The sequence below is a fragment of the Enterobacter cloacae complex sp. IR5401 genome (genome assembly GCF_049238425.1).
GTDB lineage: Bacteria > Pseudomonadota > Gammaproteobacteria > Enterobacterales > Enterobacteriaceae > Enterobacter > Enterobacter hormaechei_C.
The window spans coordinates 131,950-149,902 of the sequence record NZ_JBMKHN010000007.1 but is presented as its reverse complement, the minus strand read 5'-3'; the positions used below and the strand labels follow the sequence as shown (position 1 = coordinate 149,902).

Sequence of the window (17,953 nt, the reverse complement as noted above, 5' to 3'; positions counted from 1 at the left end):
CACGGCACAACTTATAACTGATATCTAAAAGCAGTAATTTTGGTGCAGGTTCGAGTATTGGTAATGTTTTTCCATAACAATCATATGGAACAAGAATAAAAGTCTAGGGAATATAATGAGTGATAAGATCATGCAAACAGTAGATCTGCTAATTTCACATAGTCAAATATTGTTACGATCCAGAGACTATGACGAAAAGCTGAGTCAGTGGGGAAAAGGTAATGTTTCTCAAGGCGCTGTTTTACACAAGGATTATGTTGTATTCGATCCATTACCAGAGGACGCATTTGGAGCAAACGTCAATATCAAAATAGATAATGCTTTTAAATTAGATCAAAATGCACAACGCTGCATTGTTGTTCCATTTTTTATTACGGATAAAAATAAGATCCAGATCGCATCTGCGACAGAGAAATTTGATGTAAGCATTAACGTAACCGGCAAGATTTATTCGCTCTTTTATGAGGTTTGTGAAGGGGACGAGATTTATTATAATTTTACTCTTGTGCCTGAAAAAGAAGCAATCCCTGCTAAGTTTTTATTAGACGACCCTTGGGGAGGGAAAAAATACAATCCTCTAAAAGAGGGTTTTTTTTAAAGTTAATAATAACTAAATCGAATGAAAAAAAATCATACGTTAAACAAGAAGTTCACCACATGAACCTCGTTAACGAAGTAATCTTTCCCTTCCGTACGCATCTTGCCTGCTTCTTTCGCGCCTTGCTCACCCTTGCAGGTGATAAAGTCTTAAAACGCGATAGTCTGCGCACGAATGAAGCCCTTCTCAAGGTCGGTGTGGATCTTACCGGCCGCGTGAGGCGCAGTCGCACCGACAGGGATGATTCACGCGTTCACTTCTTTCACGCCCGCGGTGAAGTAGGTTTGCAGGCTGAGCAGCTCATAGCCCGCGCGGATCACGCGGTTCAGCCCCCGCTCGGCCATGAACTCTTTATGGTCGCCGTCGATGATTTCAGCGATATCGGATTCAACCGCGGCGTAAACCGCTACCTCTACAGAACCTTTACCGCTTGAAGACTCTGCTGAGAAGGTCACGCACAACCGTCTGACGCAGCTGAACGTCATTCGCTGGCACTACCGTTATGACGGTGAACATCACCTGACGGAGGTCATCAGCCAGCTGCGGGACCGTAACAGGCCGCGGACGCAGGTCAGCTTCCGTTACCCTCATACATTGTGACATTCCCAACAGTCAATCAATATAGAAGTGATCCTTTGGGTTATCATCAAGCGTTACAGGTAAAACTAGATGTAACTGGCTTAGATGTAATTGAACCCCGGAAAAATACATTTTTGATCTTAAACACAAAAGATCTCGTTGTCTCTAAAAGAATTGTTAAAAGTGGGAGGAGTTGTGGTTGAGGTGAAAAAATATTATAAAGGAAGTGTTGATTTTATTGCAGGTGAAGGGACTATTCTCAATGAGTTCATAGGAGAAGTAGCCACGCGACAAATAAATATTATAGATGGAAATTATTATGCTTCTTCCTCTTTGCTAGATAAAAAAGAAAAAGTTGGCTTCCTGCTGTATGATGGTAAGAAAAGCGACCTGAACTTAAGTGACGCCGAAGAAATTTCAAATGAGGAATTTGAAGTTTTCTGGCAAACATCAACGGGTTCATTGCAAGAAAAAAAGCGAATAAAATACTTGTCTGGAGATGCTGTGGAACCTTTGAAAAAATCCACAGTTATTGCTCATATTGTGAATAATAAAGGGAAGTGGGGTAAAGGTTTTGTTCTGTCCCTTTCAAATAAATATCCTGCGGCAAAAAAAAGCTATCTTAGTTGCTTCAAAGAAAATAACTTCCCAGAATTAGGGGTGGTTGATTTTGTTATGGTTGATGCTCAGGAGAAGATATTTATTGCGAATATGTATGCGCAGGATGGTATAAAGAAAAATATCAACGACAAAAAACAATACGTATGTTATGACTCTCTGAAAGTTTGTCTTGAAAAATTATCTGACTTTGCTTTAGTTAATCGCCTTTCTATACAAATGCCAAGGATAGGAGCTGGCCTCGGTGGTGGTGATTGGAATGTTATAGAGTCCTTAATACTAAAAAATATTTGCTATAAAATGATTGATTGCAATGTAATAACTTTATAATTTTAAATAAAGTTTAACCATAGATTATGGTGTTTTTGGCGGTTTCTTAGGCAAAGTTTTTATTTAAAAGGACAAGATCTTAAGTATTATAATATCTATAACAATATACTATTGATCAAGGGAACGAGTTTCACGACAACCAAAAATACGCCGAGGCTTTAGAGCAAAACCAAAAAGCCTGGCAAGCGCTTCCTGAGCCAAAGCTCGAATGGGAACTCGCCAACTGGATCGCTGCCTGCATGTACAGCGCATGTTTTGATCTCGCGGATTATGCTGAGGAAAACAAATGGGGAAAAACGACATTACGGACACGTGGATCGGATATAGATACTGCACCCTTAATCGATCTCGGCATGGTCTGTTATGAGTTAAATCAATTCGAGGAAGCGTATAAATATTTTAACGATGCTTATAACTACAGCAAAGAGCGTGCGTTTCAGGATAGACCTAAAAAATATCTAGAGTTCTATCTGCGCAAAAGGGATAAGTTCGTTACTCTATAAAAAAATCAAACATTACGCGTGGATCCGACAACGCCAGGTAGGTCGTGTGAATTACCATCAATATGGGCAGAATGGCTTGAAGAAGTAGCGATTCCAGGCTCCGGGAATGTAAGATAGGTTACTATATGAATATCAATAAAGATGACGAACTCCTTGTGATAGTTAAGTATGAAGGAACATTTTATTGGTTCGTTGCGTTCAAGGAAATGTGGGTCTTAGACAGAGTAAAATGGGTAGAGGATTTTGTGAAAAGTGGGGTGGAAATAAACCTACAGAATACCCATAAGGAACGATATGACATACCAGTTGTAAATGAAGAAAACGCGCAGATATTCATTGATGGTTTAATTAGCGATGGTTATTCATACGATAAGGATGACATTGCTGAGGAGTTTTATAAAAGGCTTTCGCAAAAAACAATTTGGTGGGATATATATGAACTTATGCCGGATTTATTTATAGACTTTGATAATAAAAGATTATATTCGGAATATGTTGAGAGTATGCATTATCAAGAATATGTTCCTGATGGTTGCAAGGTGAACTTGTTGATTTTTGCAGTAATGGATCGTTACCTCAAGATGAAATGTTCTGGATAAAAAATGAAACTGATCATAGAAGCGTTTTGATCGCTAAAGGATAAAATATATTTTCGGCAAACCATTCTTAGACAATGCAATGGTCGATTCAACACGCCAATTTGTGTTTGTGTTAAGCGAGACAAAGCCGTTACCAATCGTTTTGACCATCTTCAACGCTCAGGGTGAAAAACTATTTTGGTCTGCATCTCCTGAAAGTGCTATTTTCTATTACTTAACATTAAACCAGTCAAAGGAAGTGGTTGTTGTATGTAATTTTACAGTAATACAAAATGGCTGGCATAATTGGTTTTATTCTTGGGATATGAAACGTAACGCGTTGTCTAGATCAGGACCTTCGTACTAAATTCACATTTAACATTAAAATTACAGCGACAAGAGTGCCTGAAACTGGCGTACGCAAAGGGGGTATACCTGCTAAAGGTGAGAGACTTGCCTGACCAGCAGAGCGTTTACACCAGCACCCTTTTCAGACGTTAAAATTTGCGACTGCCGACATCATTCTCTTTACCATGTAAAAAAAAATCCACGCCCAAGCGGGGATTTTTCCCATTAAAAACAACTCAAAGGTTAAACAAGAAGTTCATCACATCGCCATCTTTAATGATGTAATCTTTGCCTTCCGCACGCATCTTGCCTGTTTCTTTCGCGCCTTGCTCTCCCTTGTAGGTGATAAAGTCTTCAAACACGATAGTCTGTGTACGAATAAAGCCTTTCACGAAATCGGTGTGGATTTTATCGGCCGCCTGAGGCGCAGTCGCACCCACAGGGATGGTCCACGCACTTCTTTTACGCCCGCGGTGAAGTAGGTTTGCAGGCTGAGCATCTCATGGCCCGCGCGGATCACGCGGTTCAGACCCTGCTCGGCCATGAAATCTTCACGATCGGCGTCGTTCATTTCAGCGATATCGGATTCAACCGCGTTCCAAAACGCTACCACTACAGAACCTTTATCGCTTGAAGAGTCTGCTGAGAAGGTCACGCACAACCGCCTGACGCAGCTGAACGGCATTCGCTGGCGCTATGACATCCACGGCCGCACCGTGGAGAAGGATAACGGCCAGACCCGCTGGCACTACCGCTACGACAGCGAGCATCGCCTGACGGAGGTCATCAGCCAGCCGCGGAATCGCAACAGGCCGCAGACGCAGGCCAGCTTACGCTATGACCCGCTCGTGCGACGCATCAGCAAAACGCGTCGCCAGATGGTGGGCGGACAGCCAACCGGTAACCCAGTCACCACCTGGTTTGTATGGGAAGGGTTCCGGCTGTTGCAGGAAGTGCACGGGGATGTGCCGCTGACCTACGTCTACAGCGATCAGGACAGCTACGACCCGCTGGCGCGTATCGACGGCGTTGATGCCCCGGAAATCTTCTGGTTCCACTGCCAGCCCAACGGCACGCCGGAGCGGATGACGGATAGCGAAGGACAGGTGCGCTGGGAAGGGGTGAACAGCGCCTGGGGCAAGCTGCTGCGGGAAAGCGAGACGCAGGTATCAGGATATTCTCAGAACCTGCGCATGCAGGGGCAATACCTGGATCGTGAGACAGGGCTGCACTACAATCTGTTCCGGTATTATGACCCGGACTGCGGAAGGTTTACGCAGCAGGACCCGATAGGGCTGGCGGGGGGGATAAACCTTTACCAGTATGCGCCGAATGCGCTGGGGTGGGTGGATCCGTGGGGGTTGAGCCGCGAGTGTAGCGGTAAAACAAAACCTGATTTCTATGTTGGTCCAAATGGCCCTAGTTCGACTATGCCTTCTACAGCATATCGTTATATGGATAGCAAATATGCTCCACAGACAATAGAAAATAAATCAGCCCCGTTAAGTTATTTTGGGTATACGAAATATAAATCTGCACATGAAGCCAGGGACGCCTATCAAATTTTTTATGAGAAAGGTAATCCTGATTCATGGAGTGATGCACGTTTATTAGGTGAGTTTGATACATTACAACTGTATAAAAATGGAGTGCCTCAGGTGCAAGTACCTCTTGCCAATGGTGGTCGAGGGCCTGGATATGAGCTTTTCACCAGTGCATATCCTGAGTATGGTAAAGGTGGAGCATTACAGTTGCTACCAATCGAACGTAATTACCCTGTTATTTTTGAACGTGTTACTATAATTCCGGAGTAAAAGCGATGACAGATGAAGAGTTACGAAAGAATCTTGTTTTTTTAATAAAAAAATATGTTCCGGAAAGTCAACAAAAAGCATTTTATGATGATATATCAAAGTCTACTGTGCCAGTGAAAGGTATTTTAGCTGACTTTAATAAAATCAAAACCAGAACTGTTGATGAAGTTGATGGAGATTTAATACGGGATATTTACTTTTATTTTTGTTGACAGATAATTACGTGGGTGATTTATTTTTCCGTTCGTTTTTTATATTTTTTTGGTTGGGAATGGCTCGGTAAAGAGATGAAAATTATCTTTACCGGCAATCAAAATATCAGCAATGGCGTTTAGGAAATTATTAGTTACGCTGATCTCACAGAAAAAAAATAATTGAAAATATTTAATTATGCTGGTGATTTGTATAATGGAGAGGACTAAATCAGGCGGTTAGTTGTTGCCGAATATCCTAATTAAACTATAATGGGGGTTTCAGGGTTTGCGCTTGTTACTAACATGCTGCTCAAAGTTTGAGCAGCAGGGGAAGGGTGCTTCCCCTATCAGTTTTCATATTACAGCTAATCATTAACCCCTTAAAGAATTTCACAAGCATTTTATTTTTAATGGACTGACCCCACATTATCGGTAGAACGATAATAAAAATCGAGGTAATGTAATGAATGATAAAAAAATACAAATAGTTGAGCTACTGATTTCACATAGTCAAATGTTGTTACGATCCAGAGACTATGACGAAAAGCTGAATTACTGGGGAAAAGGCAATGTTTCTCAAGGTGCTGTTCTTCACAAAGATTATGTTATATTCGACCCATTACCAGAGGACGCATTTGGAGCCAACGTCAATATCAAAATAGATAATTCTTTTATATTAGATGAAACTGCTCAACGCTGCATTGTAGTGCCATTTTTTATTACAAATAAAAATAAGCTTCAGGTCGCATGATTGAATTTAAATTCAACCCGATTACCGGTGAGCTAAACCTTGATGGTCTTCCTTTAAAAATAGATACTGAAGAAGGCTTTTGTAAGTGTGATTTATACCACGAATTAGTAAAACGCAAAGCTGTAAATAAAAATATGTCGAATCACTACCTTGTTGACTCAGTAATGTTTTTCGATAAAGAATTTCAAGTTACTATACGCCCGGTGTGCTATGGTTTTCATTTTATGCTTCATCTTGTTGATAAAAATAGTCAATACTATAAATCATTAAATGATTGGAATGCACGAACTAATGTTCACATGCTAAATGAATCAGTGAAAAGCCTGTCTGATTGGCTGAAAGAATCACTGAACCTGGACACGCCTGATACCACGGAAACAGACATCATTAGGTGGAACTTTGAGTGGGGGCGGGTTTCAGTCTCATATGAGACAAAGTCATTTAATCATGGGGTATATATAGTTTGGAATATAAAGTAGTCACTTCCAAAAAAGGTGGTTTAGATATGTTAGAAATGAAACTTGATGTTCATACTGGATTTGTAGAAATTAACAACTACCCCATCGAATTAAAAGATGTTGATACTTTTAAAAATTCCGCATTTTACAAGTTTTTTCTCGCCATTGACTACAGTAGGTCCTTTTTATTTCGCTATCGATAATGTTAAATGGAAAGATCAAGTTTTCATTTTGGAACTGAGGCCTTCAGCATTTTCTTTTTCTCCATCATTATTCCTTACTAGTAAGGATGGAAGTTTTTATAAAACGTTAGAGGATTGGGATAAAAGGGCTAGTCTGAGTAATTTATCGGATGAGCAGCAGCGTTTGACAGTATGGGTTGAGAATGAAATAACATCAAAGCCTAATCTTAAAATTAACAATCCCCCATATGGATTTCAATGGAGGCATGAATGGGGAAATATTGTTGTACAGTCTAATGAAAAAAAGCTTCGATTGTGGTGTTTATATAGAATGGAATGTTTGACTAAATGATGTTAATGATTAATAAAATCCTCCATTTCTTATAGCCTTACTTTTTTATTGATAAACTTAAAATTTAAATAATGAAACTTACTAATCGACTGAAAAAGAAGTTATTAGTCCTTGATGGCATTGACAATGATTTCATAGAGTATGGAAAGGAAATAACATGCCCTGAATGCGAGGGGGTAATAGTCTACTCTATCGTAAACTCATATGAGTTTGACACGCTCACAGAAGAGGTAAAATGCTTTTTGGTTAAGAAAATGAGAGGTGTGAAGCTTGATAGTGAACATAAGAAATATAGCTATGATGAAAGCCAATTAGATGTTTCGAAAAACACATGTTCAAAGTGTTTAAAAGAGTTTTCCGCTATATTAACGTATAAAGAAGTGCAGCCAGCCCGATACCGGGTATATCTTGTGGGGCTTTTTGAAGGTGATTTGAAGCAGATCAAACTTTAAACGTTGAGGTTTACAAATGATTGAAAATCTCATTTGTATTAAAGAAAAAGACCTGCTTCAATGGGCATGTGGTGAAAGTAACATACTGGTTAGTGTGCCATTTTTAAGCTATGCATTGGTCGACTTAACACGCCAGTTAGTCTTTGTGTTAAGCGAGCCTAAGCCATTACCAACCGTTTTGACCATCTTCAATGTGCAGGGCGAAAAACTATTTTGGTCTGCCCCTCCTGAAGGTGCGACTTTCTATTACTTAACATTCAACCTGTCAAAGGAAGTGATCGTTGTCTGTAGCTATCCAGCAAAAAAAAAATGGCTGGCATGATTGGTTTTATTCCTGGGATATGAAGCGTAACGTGTTGTCTCAATCGGGCCCTGCGTATTAAGTTCAAAAGCGCCAAAAAAATGATAACTATAACCGGTGGCAAAAAAGGAACTGTATCAGCAGTTATATCAAGCAGTTTAAAAAAGGCTACGAGGAAAAAGATGACTACGGTTTACATTGTCATATTGACGTATATAAACCCCTTGAGGAGGTTGACCCAACGATACCTTCTCATGTTGAGTGACTAAAAAAGGGTATTCAGAGGGGATATTTCTGACTTCCGGAAGACGGATCCCAAGAACTGGTGGGGTCATTCTCGCTAAATCTGAGAGTCCTGCATCTCTTAAAGAGCGCTAGCGCGAGGGCTCTTTTCAGGCGTTAGGCTTGTGTCTGCCGAAATCATTCCCTTAGATTCCAGCATGAAAACTGATCTCTTAGACAATGTGTTTTAACCTCACAATAAAAAAATCCACGCCAAAGCGTGGATTTTTTTCATTCAAATCAAACGTTAAACAAGAAGTTCATCACGTCGCCATCTTTAACGATGTAATCTTTCCCTTCCGCACGCATCTTGCCTGCTTCTTTCGCGCCTTGCTCACCCTTGTAGGTGATGAAGTCTTCAAACGCGATAGTCTGCGCACGAATGAAGCCTTTCTCGAAGTCGGTGTGGATCTTACCGGCCGCCTGAGGCGCGGTCGCACCCACAGGGATGGTCCACGCACGCACTTCTTTTACACCAGCGGTGAAGTAGGTTTGCAGGTTCAGCAGCTCATAGCCCGCGCGGATCACGCGGTTCAGGCCCGGCTCTTCCAGACCCAGCTCGGCCATGAACTCTTCACGGTCGGCGTCGTCCAGCTCTGCAATATCAGATTCAACGGCAGCGCAAACCGCAACCACTACAGAACCTTCAGCCGCGGCAATTTCACGCACTTTGTCCAGATACGGGTTGTTCTCGAAACCGTCTTCGTTAACGTTGGCGATGTACATGGTTGGCTTCAGGGTCAGGAAGCTCAGATATTTAATCGCTGCTTTGTCTTCGTCAGTCAGGTTTTTCAGCGCGCGCAGCATGCCGGCGTTTTCCAGCTGTGGCAGACATTTTTCCAGTGCAGCCAGTTCCGCTTTCGCGTCTTTGTCGCCGCCTTTGGCTTTCTTCTGCACGCGGTGAATGGCGCGCTCGCAGGTGTCGAGGTCAGAGAGGGCCAGCTCGGTGTTGATGACGTCGATGTCGTCAGCCGGATCCACTTTGTTGTTAACGTGGATAATGTTGTCGTTCTCGAAGCAGCGCACAACGTGGCCGATCGCTTCGGTTTCACGGATGTTGGTCAGGAACTGGTTGCCCAGGCCTTCACCTTTGGAAGCGCCTTTTACCAGGCCCGCGATGTCCACGAACTCCATGGTGGTTGGCAGAATGCGCTGCGGCTTCACGATTTCCGCGAGCTGGTCCAGACGCGGATCGGGCATAGGCACAACGCCGGTGTTCGGCTCGATGGTACAGAACGGGAAGTTCGCCGCTTCAATACCTGCTTTGGTGAGCGCGTTGAACAGGGTGGATTTGCCCACGTTTGGCAGACCGACGATACCGCATTTGAATCCCATTTCTAAATCACCTTAATATCTTGATAATCAATCCGTTAACGATAACCGATTGAAGAAAAGTAAATAACTACGCCTATTATACACGTAACCCGCGCGACGCGCGGTAAAAAAGCCCCAAGACGCCGATTATTGCGCTTTGAAAGCGTGCAGTCGATTGGTGGCTTTCGTCAGGCCGTCCTGAAGCCAAATCTCGGTGCAGCGGGCCGCTTCGTCCACCGCTTCGTCAATCAACTTCTGCTCAGAAACCGGGGGCTTACCCAGTACGAAACCAACAACTTTGTTTTTATCGCCCGGATGGCCGATTCCCACGCGCAAACGGTGGAAATTAGGGTTATTACCCAGTTTGCTGATGATGTCTTTCAGACCGTTGTGGCCGCCATGACCGCCGCCCAGTTTGAATTTCGCCACGCCTGGCGGCAGGTCCAGTTCGTCGTGCGCCACCAGGATCTCATCCGGATTGATGCGATAAAACGTTGCCATGGCCGCCACGGCTTTGCCGCTCAGGTTCATAAAGGTGGTTGGCACCAGCAACCGCACGTCGGCACCCGCAAGATTGATGCGTGAGGTATACCCGTAAAACTTGGGTTCTTCACGCAGGGGAGCGCGCAAACGCTCCGCCAGCAGATCAACATACCAGGCGCCGGCGTTATGGCGGGTTGCGGCATATTCTGCGCCCGGATTGGCGAGGCCGACAATCAGTTTAATCGTCACGATTTACTTCCTAATGGGTTCCAGATCTGGCGCGTAGTTTACTGTCTGGCGCGCCGCTTGACAAAGTTCTGCCTGCTGTACACCGAAATGCGAATAATTTCCTCTTTGAATAATTAGAATTTCAAGCTGTTCAATGTCTTATTTGTAAATTTTTGTCCGGGAGTTATCAGTAAATGTGATCATTCACGCAACTCATATAAGAGGCGTTGTCTATACTTTACACACAAGGAGAAGGGGCTTTTCCCCTGACAACCCAAAGTTCCGGAGGTGACATATGAAACGCAAAAACGCTTCAATGCTCGGTAACGTGCTAATGGGGTTGGGACTGTTCGTGATGGTCGCCGGTGTCGGTTATTCAATCTTAAACCAATTACCGCAGCTTGACCTCCCACAATACTTTGCGCATGGCGCGGTGCTGAGTATCTTCCTCGGTGCGGTACTGTGGCTCGCCGGGGCGCGCGTGAGCGGACATGAGGAAGTCTGCGATAAATACTGGTGGGTGCGTCATTACGATAAACGATGCCGCCGCGACCAGCGCAAGCATAGCTAGTGCCCCATAAAGAACACCGAAACGACTTCATCTGAAGTCGTTTTTTTTTGCATGACGCATTGACCCTCACGTAACGTAAGGCTTCAGAGTAACGACACTGGCAGAACAAAAGGAGCCGTTATGTTGATACAGGTGGGTGAACTGGCGAAACGTGCCGGGATCACCGTGCGGACTTTGCATCACTACGAGCAAACAGGGCTGTTGTTACCTTCTGCCAGAAGCGCGGCAGGCTACCGGCTTTATAACCTGGCGGATGTGCAGCGTCTGCATATGATCCAGACGCTGGCAAAAGCCGGGCTGGAGCTTGCCGAAATCAGGGATTTTCTGGAACAGCGTTCGCTGTCATTAGCCGAATTACTCGACGGGCAAATCACTCTGCTGGACAAGCAACTGCGTACCATCCATACGCTGCGCAACCGGCTGGTGGAATTGCGTACCGGGCTGACCGACGATGCGACGCCGGATCTGGAATCCTGGCTACAGACTCTGGAGTTAATGAATATGTACGATCGCTGGTTTAGCAAAGAAGAGTTGCAGCAACTGCCGTTTGCGGTAGAGAAAGAGGCGCTGGCGGATATCTGGTCGGGGCTGGTGAGGGAGGTTAAACACTTGCTGGAACAGAACGTCAGCGTCACGGACGCGCGGGCGACCGATTTGGCTTCACGGTGGATGGAACGCCTGGAGCAGGATACCGCAGGCAAACCGGAATTTTTGACCCGCCTGAACGAGATGCACAGCGTGGAGCCGCAGATGCAGGAGCAAACCGGCATTACGCCGGAGATAACTGATTACATCACGCGGGCGTTTGCCGAATCAAAGCTCAGCATCTGGGAGAAATATCTCACTGCCGAAGAGATGGCCTTTACCCGGGCGCACTACTTTGACCGGATGATGGAGTGGCCGCCGCTGGTGGCGAAGCTGCATCAGGCGCAGCGAGATAATCTCAGTCCCGCTTCTGACGATGCGCAAAAGCTGGCAGAAAAGTGGCTGGTTTTATTCCAGTCCTATGCGGGAACAAACCCGCAGACCCAGCAAAAATTTCGCCTCGCCATGCAGCAGGAGCCGCATCTGATGAAAGGCACGTGGATGACGCCTGCCGTGCTTGAATGGCTCCAGCAGGCGATCGGGGTGATGATGCAAAGACGCGTCTCTGCATCAGATGACTCACAGATCCGCTAATGCAGCTTCACGGTTAGGGTAGAAGGACAATCGGCCAGGGATCGGCTGCACGCCTGCGCGCGCCATGGTGCGCAGGGGCTGGAATTCGAGGTTACTTATCCGCAGCTCGCAGCCTTCCGGCAGGCGGGCAACAAAGCGCTGGAAGGCATCCAGACCGCCGGCATCCAGCACCGGGACGGCATCCCACTTCAGCACCACAATCCGTTTGCCCGCGATGCGGGATTCCAGATCGCTGAACAAACCTTCCGCTGCGGCGAAGAACAGCGGACCAATCACGCGCAGCACCAGCACATCGTCAGGCACCTCAACGTTAACCGGGGAGAGACGCGTCATCTGCGCGATGCGGCGCATAAACAGCAGCGAGGCCAGCACTATGCCGACGCTGATAGCGATAACCATATCGAACAGCACGGTCAGCGACATGCAGATCAGCATCACGATAATGTCGTCTTTCGGCGCGCGGCGCAGCAGGTTAACCACCTTATGCGCCTCACTCATGTTCCAGGCCACCATCAGCAGCAACGCAGCCATGGCAGAGAGCGGAAGCCATGAAAGCAGCGGGGCAAGGATCAGCAGCGCCATGATCACCAGCAGGGAGTGAATGACCGCCGAAACCGGTGATGTCGCGCCCGCACGTACGTTCGCGGCGGAACGGGCAATCGCAGCCGTAGCCGTAATACCGCCGAAGAACGGTGCAACGATGTTCCCTAAGCCCTGGCCGACCAGCTCGCTATTGGCTTTATGCTTAGTGCCGGTCATGCCGTCGAGCACAACGGCGCACAGTAGAGATTCAATCGCGCCCAGCATGGCCATGGAGAATGCAGCGGGCAGCAGAGCGCGAAGGGAATCCCAGCTCAGGGTGAAGCTGGAGCCCGGCATGTCCCACGGCAGAACCAGCTGCGGCAGCAGCTGCGGAATGCCGCTGCCCTGTGAGCCGTCCGCCAGAACATAGTGGAACAGGGAGCCAATGGTGGCGACCTGTCCACCGAGCAGGTTGACGGCGCCCATCACCGCGCAGCCCAGCAGCAGAGCGGGGAGATGCCCCGGGAGACGAATACCTAAGCGAGGCCAGACGATGAGAGTGCCGAGGGTAACGATGCCAATGGCCGCATCGCCCAGGTTGGCCGTCGGCAACGCCATAAACAGCGCGCCCACTTTCTGTAAATAGTGCTCCGGAACATGGGCCATTTGCAGGCCGAGGAAATCCTTAATCTGCATGGTCCCGATGGTGATCCCAATCCCCGAGGTGAACCCCAGCGTTACGGAAAGGGGAATATATTCAATCAGGCGACCAAAGCGGGCCAGACCAAACAGAATTAAAAAGATGCCGGACATCAGGGTGGCAACCAGCAGGCCTGCCAGACCAAACTGTTGGGAAACCGGGTAGAGGATCACCACAAAGGCGGCCGTCGGGCCGGAGACGCTGAAGCGGGACCCGCCCGTCAGCGCAATCACAATCCCCGCAACGGCCGAGGTGTACAGCCCGTACTGCGGCGCGACGCCGCTACCAATCGCCAGCGCCATCGCCAGCGGGATGGCAATAATCCCGACGGTGATCCCGGCTATCAGGTCACGAACAAAGCGTGACGACGTGTATTTCTCTTTCCAGCAGGCGTCGATGAGGGCGCGAAAGGGCAGAACATGTGAGGAGGCTACGTTTTTCACAATTATCTATCATCCGTATGCGCATCATCTGTCATGTGAATGGCAGGTGAAGGAGGCATTAATCATACAAATAAAACCCAGAGACAAAAAAACCCGCCGCAGCGGGTTTTTCGGCCGTGTTCGATCAGTGTTCGAACATTGCAGAGATCGATTCTTCGTTGCTGATACGACGAATCGCTTCGGCCAGCATCCCGGACAGAGTCAACGTACGCACGTTTGGCAGCGCTTTGATCTCGTCGCTCAGTGGAATGGTATCGCACACCACAACTTCGTCAATGACGGAGTTACGGAGGTTGTTTACCGCATTGCCGGAGAAGATCGGGTGAGTGGCGTAAGCGAATACGCGTTTCGCACCACGCTCTTTCAGCGCTTCAGCGGCTTTACACAGCGTACCGCCGGTATCGATCATGTCGTCCACCAACACGCAGTCACGGCCAGCCACGTCACCGATGATGTGCATCACCTGAGAAACGTTAGCGCGCGGACGGCGTTTGTCGATGATCGCCATGTCGGTATCGTTCAGCAGCTTTGCGATAGCACGAGCACGTACCACGCCGCCGATGTCCGGAGAAACCACAATCGGGTTGTCCAGATTCAGTTGCAGCATGTCTTCCAGCAGGATTGGGCTGCCGAATACGTTATCAACCGGCACGTCGAAGAAGCCCTGGATCTGCTCTGCGTGCAGGTCAACCGTCAGTACGCGGTCAACGCCGACGCTGGACAGGAAGTCAGCGACAACTTTAGCGGTGATTGGCACACGCGCGGAACGGACGCGACGGTCCTGACGTGCATAGCCAAAGTAAGGAATAACAGCAGTGATACGGCCAGCAGAAGCACGACGCAGCGCGTCGACCATAACAACCAATTCCATCAGGTTGTCATTCGTTGGAGCACAGGTGGACTGGATGATGAAAATATCACCACCGCGTACATTTTCATTAATTTGTACGCTGACTTCGCCGTCGCTAAAGCGACCTACAGCGGCGTCGCCGAGGGAAGTGTACAGGCGGTTGGCAATACGTTGTGCTAGTTCCGGGGTGGCGTTACCAGCAAAAAGCTTCATATCAGGCACGAGAAGAACCTCAGGCATGCGTCCAGTGGTGGATAGCGTTCGCCGCAAACTGCGGGGCCTAAGCAAACGCTATCCAGGCGGTGTATTAAAGAGCGCGATGCAACGTCTGGAACAGGGTGACGTTGTCACCGAAACTCAGTCTGCGCCAGAATGGCCTGCTGTAGGGGGGAGATGTTCATCCCGCGTGCTACAAAACCATGCAGCCAAACCGGCGCTTGCTCAAGCACCTGACGGGCGGCGGTTTCGGTGTCAAATTCAGCAAAGACACAGGCCCCTGTACCGGTCAGGCGCGACGGCGCGTATTCTAACAGCCAGGAAAGCACCGCATCAACCTCGCGAAAACGTTTTCTTGCGATATCCTCGCAATCGTTGCTGAATTCACAATTTAATAACGTTTTTATTGACCGTACCGGGGTATTTCTTTTCAGGTCAGGATCTTTAAAGATGACCGGGGTAGGAATGCTCACGCCAGGGTGAACGATCAGATACCATTTTTCCGGCGGATCGACCGGCGTGAGGATTTCACCGACACCTTCAGCGAACGCCGCGTGGCCGCGCACAAACACCGGTACATCGGCGCCCAGCGTCAATCCTAACGCTGCCAGTTCGTCCGTCGTCAGACCGCAGTCCCAGAGGTGGTTAAGCGCCACCAGTACGGTCGCGGCGTTCGATGAACCGCCACCAAGACCGCCGCCCATTGGCAGGCGTTTGTCGATACGGATATCCGCACCGCTTCCCGCCGGCAGACGACCCGACGTCGACGCCGTTTTCATCAGCAGGCGGGCAGCGCGCACGATCAGGTTATCGTCATGCGCCACGCCGTCGACCGGCGTCAGCAGGCAAATCTGCCCGTCCTGACGCGGTTCGATGGAGATGGTGTCGCCGTAATCGACAAACTGAAACAGGGTTTGCAGGGTGTGATAGCCGTCAGCGCGCTGCCCGGTAATGTAGAGAAACAGGTTCAGTTTTGCGGGAGAGGGCCAGTGGGTCATCATTTAACGATCCAGTTGTCCATTTTCAGCTTGATACGCTGGCTACCCTGCGTCAGCTCCATATTGGACGGCAGCGACGGTTGAGTCTTGCTGTCATACGCGCAGTACACCACTTTCCAGGTTTTACCGCCCTGAGTGTAATTTACCTGGCTCAGACGGTATTGATCGTCGAGCGTGTAGTCGGTTGCGTCACCCGGCAGGCCAAGGATCCACTGGCGCAGACTATTGAGCGGAATCGGCATCCCGGTCAGCTTGCCAATCATCTCTTCGGCGTCGGTTGCCGTGTAGTGCTGGCCTTTGTTATCGGTAATCTGCGCTTCGCCAGGCTTCGCGTTCAGCTCCAGTTCGGTGCTGCCCAGCGGGTTCAGCAGCAGCAGGCGATAGTTGTCCTGACCCGTTTGCTGCCAGAAGAAGCGAGCGTAAACTTTTTGCTCGTCAGAGAGATAAGCAAATGCACCGCGGGTCTGATACTGGCTTAATTTCAGCACGTCCTGCTGGTGCTGGCGCCACTGCGGTGAGTCAGGGCTTTTGCCCGGGCCTTTCGGTTGATGAACGGAACAGGCGGTCAGAACCAGGGCCGCCAGAGGCAGCAGGCGAATCATTCGGGTCATAATGATGACAAATCCTTGAGATACGTTGCAGTTATAACTGTTAATGCTAGCGTTGAAGGGTGCCACCGTCTACGTTCAAATTATCTCAAAGCGTGGCGTAAGCTATTACTCCGAAAGGGGGCAGTCTCTTTTATTGATCTCGCGCATCCTGTATGATGCGTCCTGCTAACCTTATTAACGCTGGTACTACTCCCGCTCAACATGACCCTATTAGCACTCGGTATTAACCACAAAACGGCCCCGGTTTCACTGCGAGAACGCGTTACGTTTTCGCCGGATACGCTCGACCTGGCGCTGGACAGCCTGCTTGCACAGCCGATGGTGCAGGGTGGCGTGGTGCTGTCGACGTGCAACCGTACCGAGCTCTATTTAAGCGTGGAGGAGCAGGACAACCTTCACGAGGCGCTGATCCGCTGGCTATGTGACTACCACAACCTCAACGAAGAAGAGCTGCGCAACAGCCTGTACTGGCATCAGGATAACGATGCGGTCAGCCATCTGATGCGCGTGGCCAGCGGTCTGGATTCGCTGGTGCTGGGCGAGCCGCAGATCCTCGGCCAGGTGAAAAAAGCCTTCGCGGATTCCCAGAAAGGGCATCTGAAAGCCAGCGAACTTGAACGAATGTTCCAGAAGTCATTCTCCGTGGCGAAGCGTGTGCGAACCGAAACCGACATTGGCGCCAGTGCGGTTTCGGTTGCTTTCGCGGCCTGTACCCTTGCCCGTCAAATCTTCGAATCGCTGTCGACCGTCACCGTACTGCTGGTGGGGGCGGGCGAAACCATCGAGCTGGTGGCGCGCCATCTTCGCGAACACAAGGTGAAGAAGATGATCATCGCCAACCGCACCCGCGAACGTGCACAGGTGCTGGCAGATGAAGTGGGCGCTGAGGTGATTGCGTTGAGCGACATCGATGAACGTCTGAAAGAGGCGGACATTATTATCAGCTCTACCGCCAGCCCGCTGCCGATTATCGGGAAAGGGATGGTCGAGCGTGCGCTGAAATCCCGCCGCAATCAGCCGATGCTGCTGGTGGATATCGCCGTTCCGCGTGATGTCGAACCGGAAGTGGGCAAACTGGCGAACGCCTACCTGTACAGCGTGGATGACCTGCAAAGCATCATTTCGCACAACCTTGCCCAGCGTAAGGCGGCGGCTGTGCAGGCGGAAACTATCGTTGAGCAGGAAACCAGCGAATTTATGGCCTGGCTGCGCGCGCAAAGCGTCAGCGAGACCATCCGCGAATACCGCGGTCAGGCGGAGCAGGTGCGTGATGACCTGACGGCCAAAGCGTTAGCGGCCCTTGAACAGGGCGGCGACGCGCAGGCGATTATGCAGGATCTGGCCTGGAAACTGACCAACCGCCTGATCCATGCCCCAACCAAATCTCTTCAGCAGGCTGCCCGTGACGGGGACGATGAACGCCTGACAATTCTGCGCAACAGCCTCGGGCTGGAATAGCGCCCTATACCCATTTTCTAAGACAAGGTGCATTTACGCC

At 48.7% G+C, this 17,953-nt stretch carries 18 protein-coding genes and 5 pseudogenes; 15 read left to right on the top strand and 8 right to left on the bottom strand.

The window, feature by feature from the left end; all coding sequences use genetic code 11:
- Positions 1 to 115 precede the first annotated feature (115 nt).
- Positions 116 to 598 (top strand): competence protein ComJ, encoded by a 483-nt coding sequence (gene comJ, locus ACOTX1_RS12765; protein WP_023314287.1) that lies wholly within the window; start codon positions 116 to 118, stop codon positions 596 to 598.
- A gap of 32 nt (positions 599 to 630) precedes the next feature.
- Here the strand turns inward: comJ (ACOTX1_RS12765) and ACOTX1_RS12760 are convergent.
- A pseudogene (locus ACOTX1_RS12760) lies at positions 631 to 1,038 on the bottom strand (DUF933 domain-containing protein); the annotation flags it as partial.
- Between ACOTX1_RS12760 and ACOTX1_RS12755 the strand changes: the two are divergent.
- The 3 genes and pseudogenes from ACOTX1_RS12755 to ACOTX1_RS12745 all read left to right on the top strand — a co-directional run.
- A pseudogene (locus ACOTX1_RS12755) lies at positions 1,025 to 1,183 on the top strand (RHS repeat protein); the annotation flags it as partial. The pseudogenes ACOTX1_RS12760 and ACOTX1_RS12755 overlap by 14 nt on opposite strands.
- 153 nt (positions 1,184 to 1,336) lie before the next feature.
- A complete protein-coding gene (locus tag ACOTX1_RS12750; protein WP_044704307.1) occupies positions 1,337 to 2,125 on the top strand; it encodes an Appr-1-p processing protein in 789 nt (262 codons plus the stop codon).
- 628 nt (positions 2,126 to 2,753) lie between these two features.
- Entirely contained in the window at positions 2,754 to 3,227 is a 474-nt protein-coding gene (locus ACOTX1_RS12745; protein WP_263521576.1) for a hypothetical protein, read from the top strand.
- 563 nt (positions 3,228 to 3,790) lie between these two features.
- Here the strand turns inward: ACOTX1_RS12745 and ACOTX1_RS12740 are convergent.
- Positions 3,791 to 4,188 (bottom strand): annotated as a pseudogene (locus ACOTX1_RS12740) (DUF933 domain-containing protein); the annotation flags it as partial.
- Between ACOTX1_RS12740 and ACOTX1_RS12735 the strand changes: the two are divergent.
- The 8 genes and pseudogenes from ACOTX1_RS12735 to ACOTX1_RS12700 form a co-directional block, all read left to right on the top strand.
- Positions 4,184 to 5,368, top strand: a pseudogene (locus ACOTX1_RS12735) (RHS repeat domain-containing protein); the annotation flags it as partial. The pseudogenes ACOTX1_RS12740 and ACOTX1_RS12735 sit on opposite strands and share 5 nt — an antisense overlap.
- A gap of 5 nt (positions 5,369 to 5,373) precedes the next feature.
- Entirely contained in the window at positions 5,374 to 5,580 is a 207-nt protein-coding gene (locus ACOTX1_RS12730) for a hypothetical protein (protein WP_022648388.1), read from the top strand.
- A 445-nt stretch (positions 5,581 to 6,025) separates the two neighbouring features.
- Positions 6,026 to 6,313 carry a competence protein ComJ gene (gene comJ, locus ACOTX1_RS12725; protein ID WP_023314282.1) on the top strand — a complete coding sequence of 96 codons (288 nt, stop codon included), beginning with the start codon at positions 6,026 to 6,028 and terminating at the stop codon, positions 6,311 to 6,313.
- A complete protein-coding gene (locus ACOTX1_RS12720; RefSeq protein ID WP_023314281.1) occupies positions 6,310 to 6,792 on the top strand; it encodes a hypothetical protein in 483 nt (160 codons plus the stop codon). The genes comJ (ACOTX1_RS12725) and ACOTX1_RS12720 overlap by 4 nt, the downstream gene beginning before the upstream one ends.
- A gap of 96 nt (positions 6,793 to 6,888) precedes the next feature.
- Positions 6,889 to 7,305: a hypothetical protein gene (locus ACOTX1_RS12715; protein WP_263521580.1), complete on the top strand. Its 417-nt coding sequence runs from the start codon at positions 6,889 to 6,891 to the stop codon at positions 7,303 to 7,305.
- A 71-nt stretch (positions 7,306 to 7,376) separates the two neighbouring features.
- A complete protein-coding gene (locus ACOTX1_RS12710; protein WP_022651375.1) occupies positions 7,377 to 7,757 on the top strand; it encodes a hypothetical protein in 381 nt (126 codons plus the stop codon).
- Positions 7,758 to 7,773: 16 nt separating this feature from the next.
- Positions 7,774 to 8,079 carry a hypothetical protein gene (locus ACOTX1_RS12705; RefSeq protein WP_023314279.1) on the top strand — a complete coding sequence of 102 codons (306 nt, stop codon included), beginning with the start codon at positions 7,774 to 7,776 and terminating at the stop codon, positions 8,077 to 8,079.
- Positions 8,080 to 8,240: 161 nt separating this feature from the next.
- Positions 8,241 to 8,531 (top strand): annotated as a pseudogene (locus tag ACOTX1_RS12700) (YciI family protein).
- A 49-nt stretch (positions 8,532 to 8,580) separates the two neighbouring features.
- Here ACOTX1_RS12700 and ychF read toward each other — a convergent pair.
- Positions 8,581 to 9,675, bottom strand: coding sequence for a redox-regulated ATPase YchF (ychF, locus tag ACOTX1_RS12695; RefSeq protein WP_003856650.1), 1,095 nt, complete (start codon positions 9,673 to 9,675; stop codon positions 8,581 to 8,583).
- A gap of 126 nt (positions 9,676 to 9,801) precedes the next feature.
- The gene (gene pth, locus ACOTX1_RS12690; protein ID WP_006810922.1) at positions 9,802 to 10,386 is read right to left on the bottom strand and encodes an aminoacyl-tRNA hydrolase; all 585 of its coding nucleotides are present in this window, start codon (positions 10,384 to 10,386) and stop codon (positions 9,802 to 9,804) included.
- A gap of 274 nt (positions 10,387 to 10,660) precedes the next feature.
- On the opposite strand from pth, the gene ychH reads away from it, so the two are divergent.
- The gene (ychH, locus tag ACOTX1_RS12685) at positions 10,661 to 10,936 is read left to right on the top strand and encodes a stress-induced protein YchH (protein WP_003856655.1); all 276 of its coding nucleotides are present in this window, start codon (positions 10,661 to 10,663) and stop codon (positions 10,934 to 10,936) included.
- 120 nt (positions 10,937 to 11,056) lie between these two features.
- The gene (locus tag ACOTX1_RS12680; protein WP_263521581.1) at positions 11,057 to 12,115 is read left to right on the top strand and encodes a MerR family transcriptional regulator; all 1,059 of its coding nucleotides are present in this window, start codon (positions 11,057 to 11,059) and stop codon (positions 12,113 to 12,115) included.
- On the opposite strand, the gene dauA is transcribed toward ACOTX1_RS12680, so the two are convergent.
- The 4 genes from dauA to lolB form a co-directional block, all read right to left on the bottom strand.
- Positions 12,101 to 13,780: a C4-dicarboxylic acid transporter DauA gene (gene dauA / locus ACOTX1_RS12675; RefSeq protein ID WP_023314277.1), complete on the bottom strand. Its 1,680-nt coding sequence runs from the start codon at positions 13,778 to 13,780 to the stop codon at positions 12,101 to 12,103. The genes ACOTX1_RS12680 and dauA overlap by 15 nt on opposite strands.
- Positions 13,781 to 13,904: 124 nt before the next feature.
- Positions 13,905 to 14,852: a ribose-phosphate diphosphokinase gene (gene prs, locus ACOTX1_RS12670; RefSeq protein WP_003856663.1), complete on the bottom strand. Its 948-nt coding sequence runs from the start codon at positions 14,850 to 14,852 to the stop codon at positions 13,905 to 13,907.
- Between the two features lie 125 nt (positions 14,853 to 14,977).
- Entirely contained in the window at positions 14,978 to 15,847 is an 870-nt protein-coding gene (gene ispE, locus ACOTX1_RS12665; RefSeq protein WP_023314276.1) for a 4-(cytidine 5'-diphospho)-2-C-methyl-D-erythritol kinase, read from the bottom strand.
- On the bottom strand, positions 15,844 to 16,455 hold the full coding sequence (lolB, locus tag ACOTX1_RS12660; protein ID WP_023314275.1) for a lipoprotein insertase outer membrane protein LolB: 612 nt from the start codon (positions 16,453 to 16,455) through the stop codon (positions 15,844 to 15,846). Before lolB ends, ispE begins: the two co-directional genes overlap by 4 nt.
- Positions 16,456 to 16,656: 201 nt before the next feature.
- Between lolB and hemA the strand changes: the two genes are divergently transcribed.
- The gene (gene hemA / locus ACOTX1_RS12655; RefSeq protein WP_003856666.1) at positions 16,657 to 17,913 is read left to right on the top strand and encodes a glutamyl-tRNA reductase; all 1,257 of its coding nucleotides are present in this window, start codon (positions 16,657 to 16,659) and stop codon (positions 17,911 to 17,913) included.
- The last annotated feature ends 40 nt before the right edge of the window (positions 17,914 to 17,953 follow it).

Excerpts from the sequence above, each read along its gene's own strand:
- ACOTX1_RS12680 (WP_263521581.1), top strand. The coding sequence starts at position 11,057 with ATGTTGATACAGGTGGGTGAACTGGCGAAACGTGCCGGGATCACCGTG.
- ACOTX1_RS12710 (WP_022651375.1), top strand. The coding sequence starts at position 7,377 with ATGAAACTTACTAATCGACTGAAAAAGAAGTTATTAGTCCTTGATGGC.
- lolB (WP_023314275.1), bottom strand. The coding sequence starts at position 16,455 with ATGACCCGAATGATTCGCCTGCTGCCTCTGGCGGCCCTGGTTCTGACC.
- ACOTX1_RS12720 (WP_023314281.1), top strand. The coding sequence starts at position 6,310 with ATGATTGAATTTAAATTCAACCCGATTACCGGTGAGCTAAACCTTGAT.
- ychF (WP_003856650.1), bottom strand. The coding sequence starts at position 9,675 with ATGGGATTCAAATGCGGTATCGTCGGTCTGCCAAACGTGGGCAAATCC.
- ACOTX1_RS12730 (WP_022648388.1), top strand. The coding sequence starts at position 5,374 with ATGACAGATGAAGAGTTACGAAAGAATCTTGTTTTTTTAATAAAAAAA.
- comJ (WP_023314287.1), top strand. The coding sequence starts at position 116 with ATGAGTGATAAGATCATGCAAACAGTAGATCTGCTAATTTCACATAGT.
- ACOTX1_RS12715 (WP_263521580.1), top strand. The coding sequence starts at position 6,889 with ATGTTGATACTTTTAAAAATTCCGCATTTTACAAGTTTTTTCTCGCCA.
- comJ (WP_023314282.1), top strand. The coding sequence starts at position 6,026 with ATGAATGATAAAAAAATACAAATAGTTGAGCTACTGATTTCACATAGT.
- hemA (WP_003856666.1), top strand. The coding sequence starts at position 16,657 with ATGACCCTATTAGCACTCGGTATTAACCACAAAACGGCCCCGGTTTCA.
- ispE (WP_023314276.1), bottom strand. The coding sequence starts at position 15,847 with ATGATGACCCACTGGCCCTCTCCCGCAAAACTGAACCTGTTTCTCTAC.
- ACOTX1_RS12705 (WP_023314279.1), top strand. The coding sequence starts at position 7,774 with ATGATTGAAAATCTCATTTGTATTAAAGAAAAAGACCTGCTTCAATGG.
- ychH (WP_003856655.1), top strand. The coding sequence starts at position 10,661 with ATGAAACGCAAAAACGCTTCAATGCTCGGTAACGTGCTAATGGGGTTG.
- ACOTX1_RS12745 (WP_263521576.1), top strand. The coding sequence starts at position 2,754 with ATGAATATCAATAAAGATGACGAACTCCTTGTGATAGTTAAGTATGAA.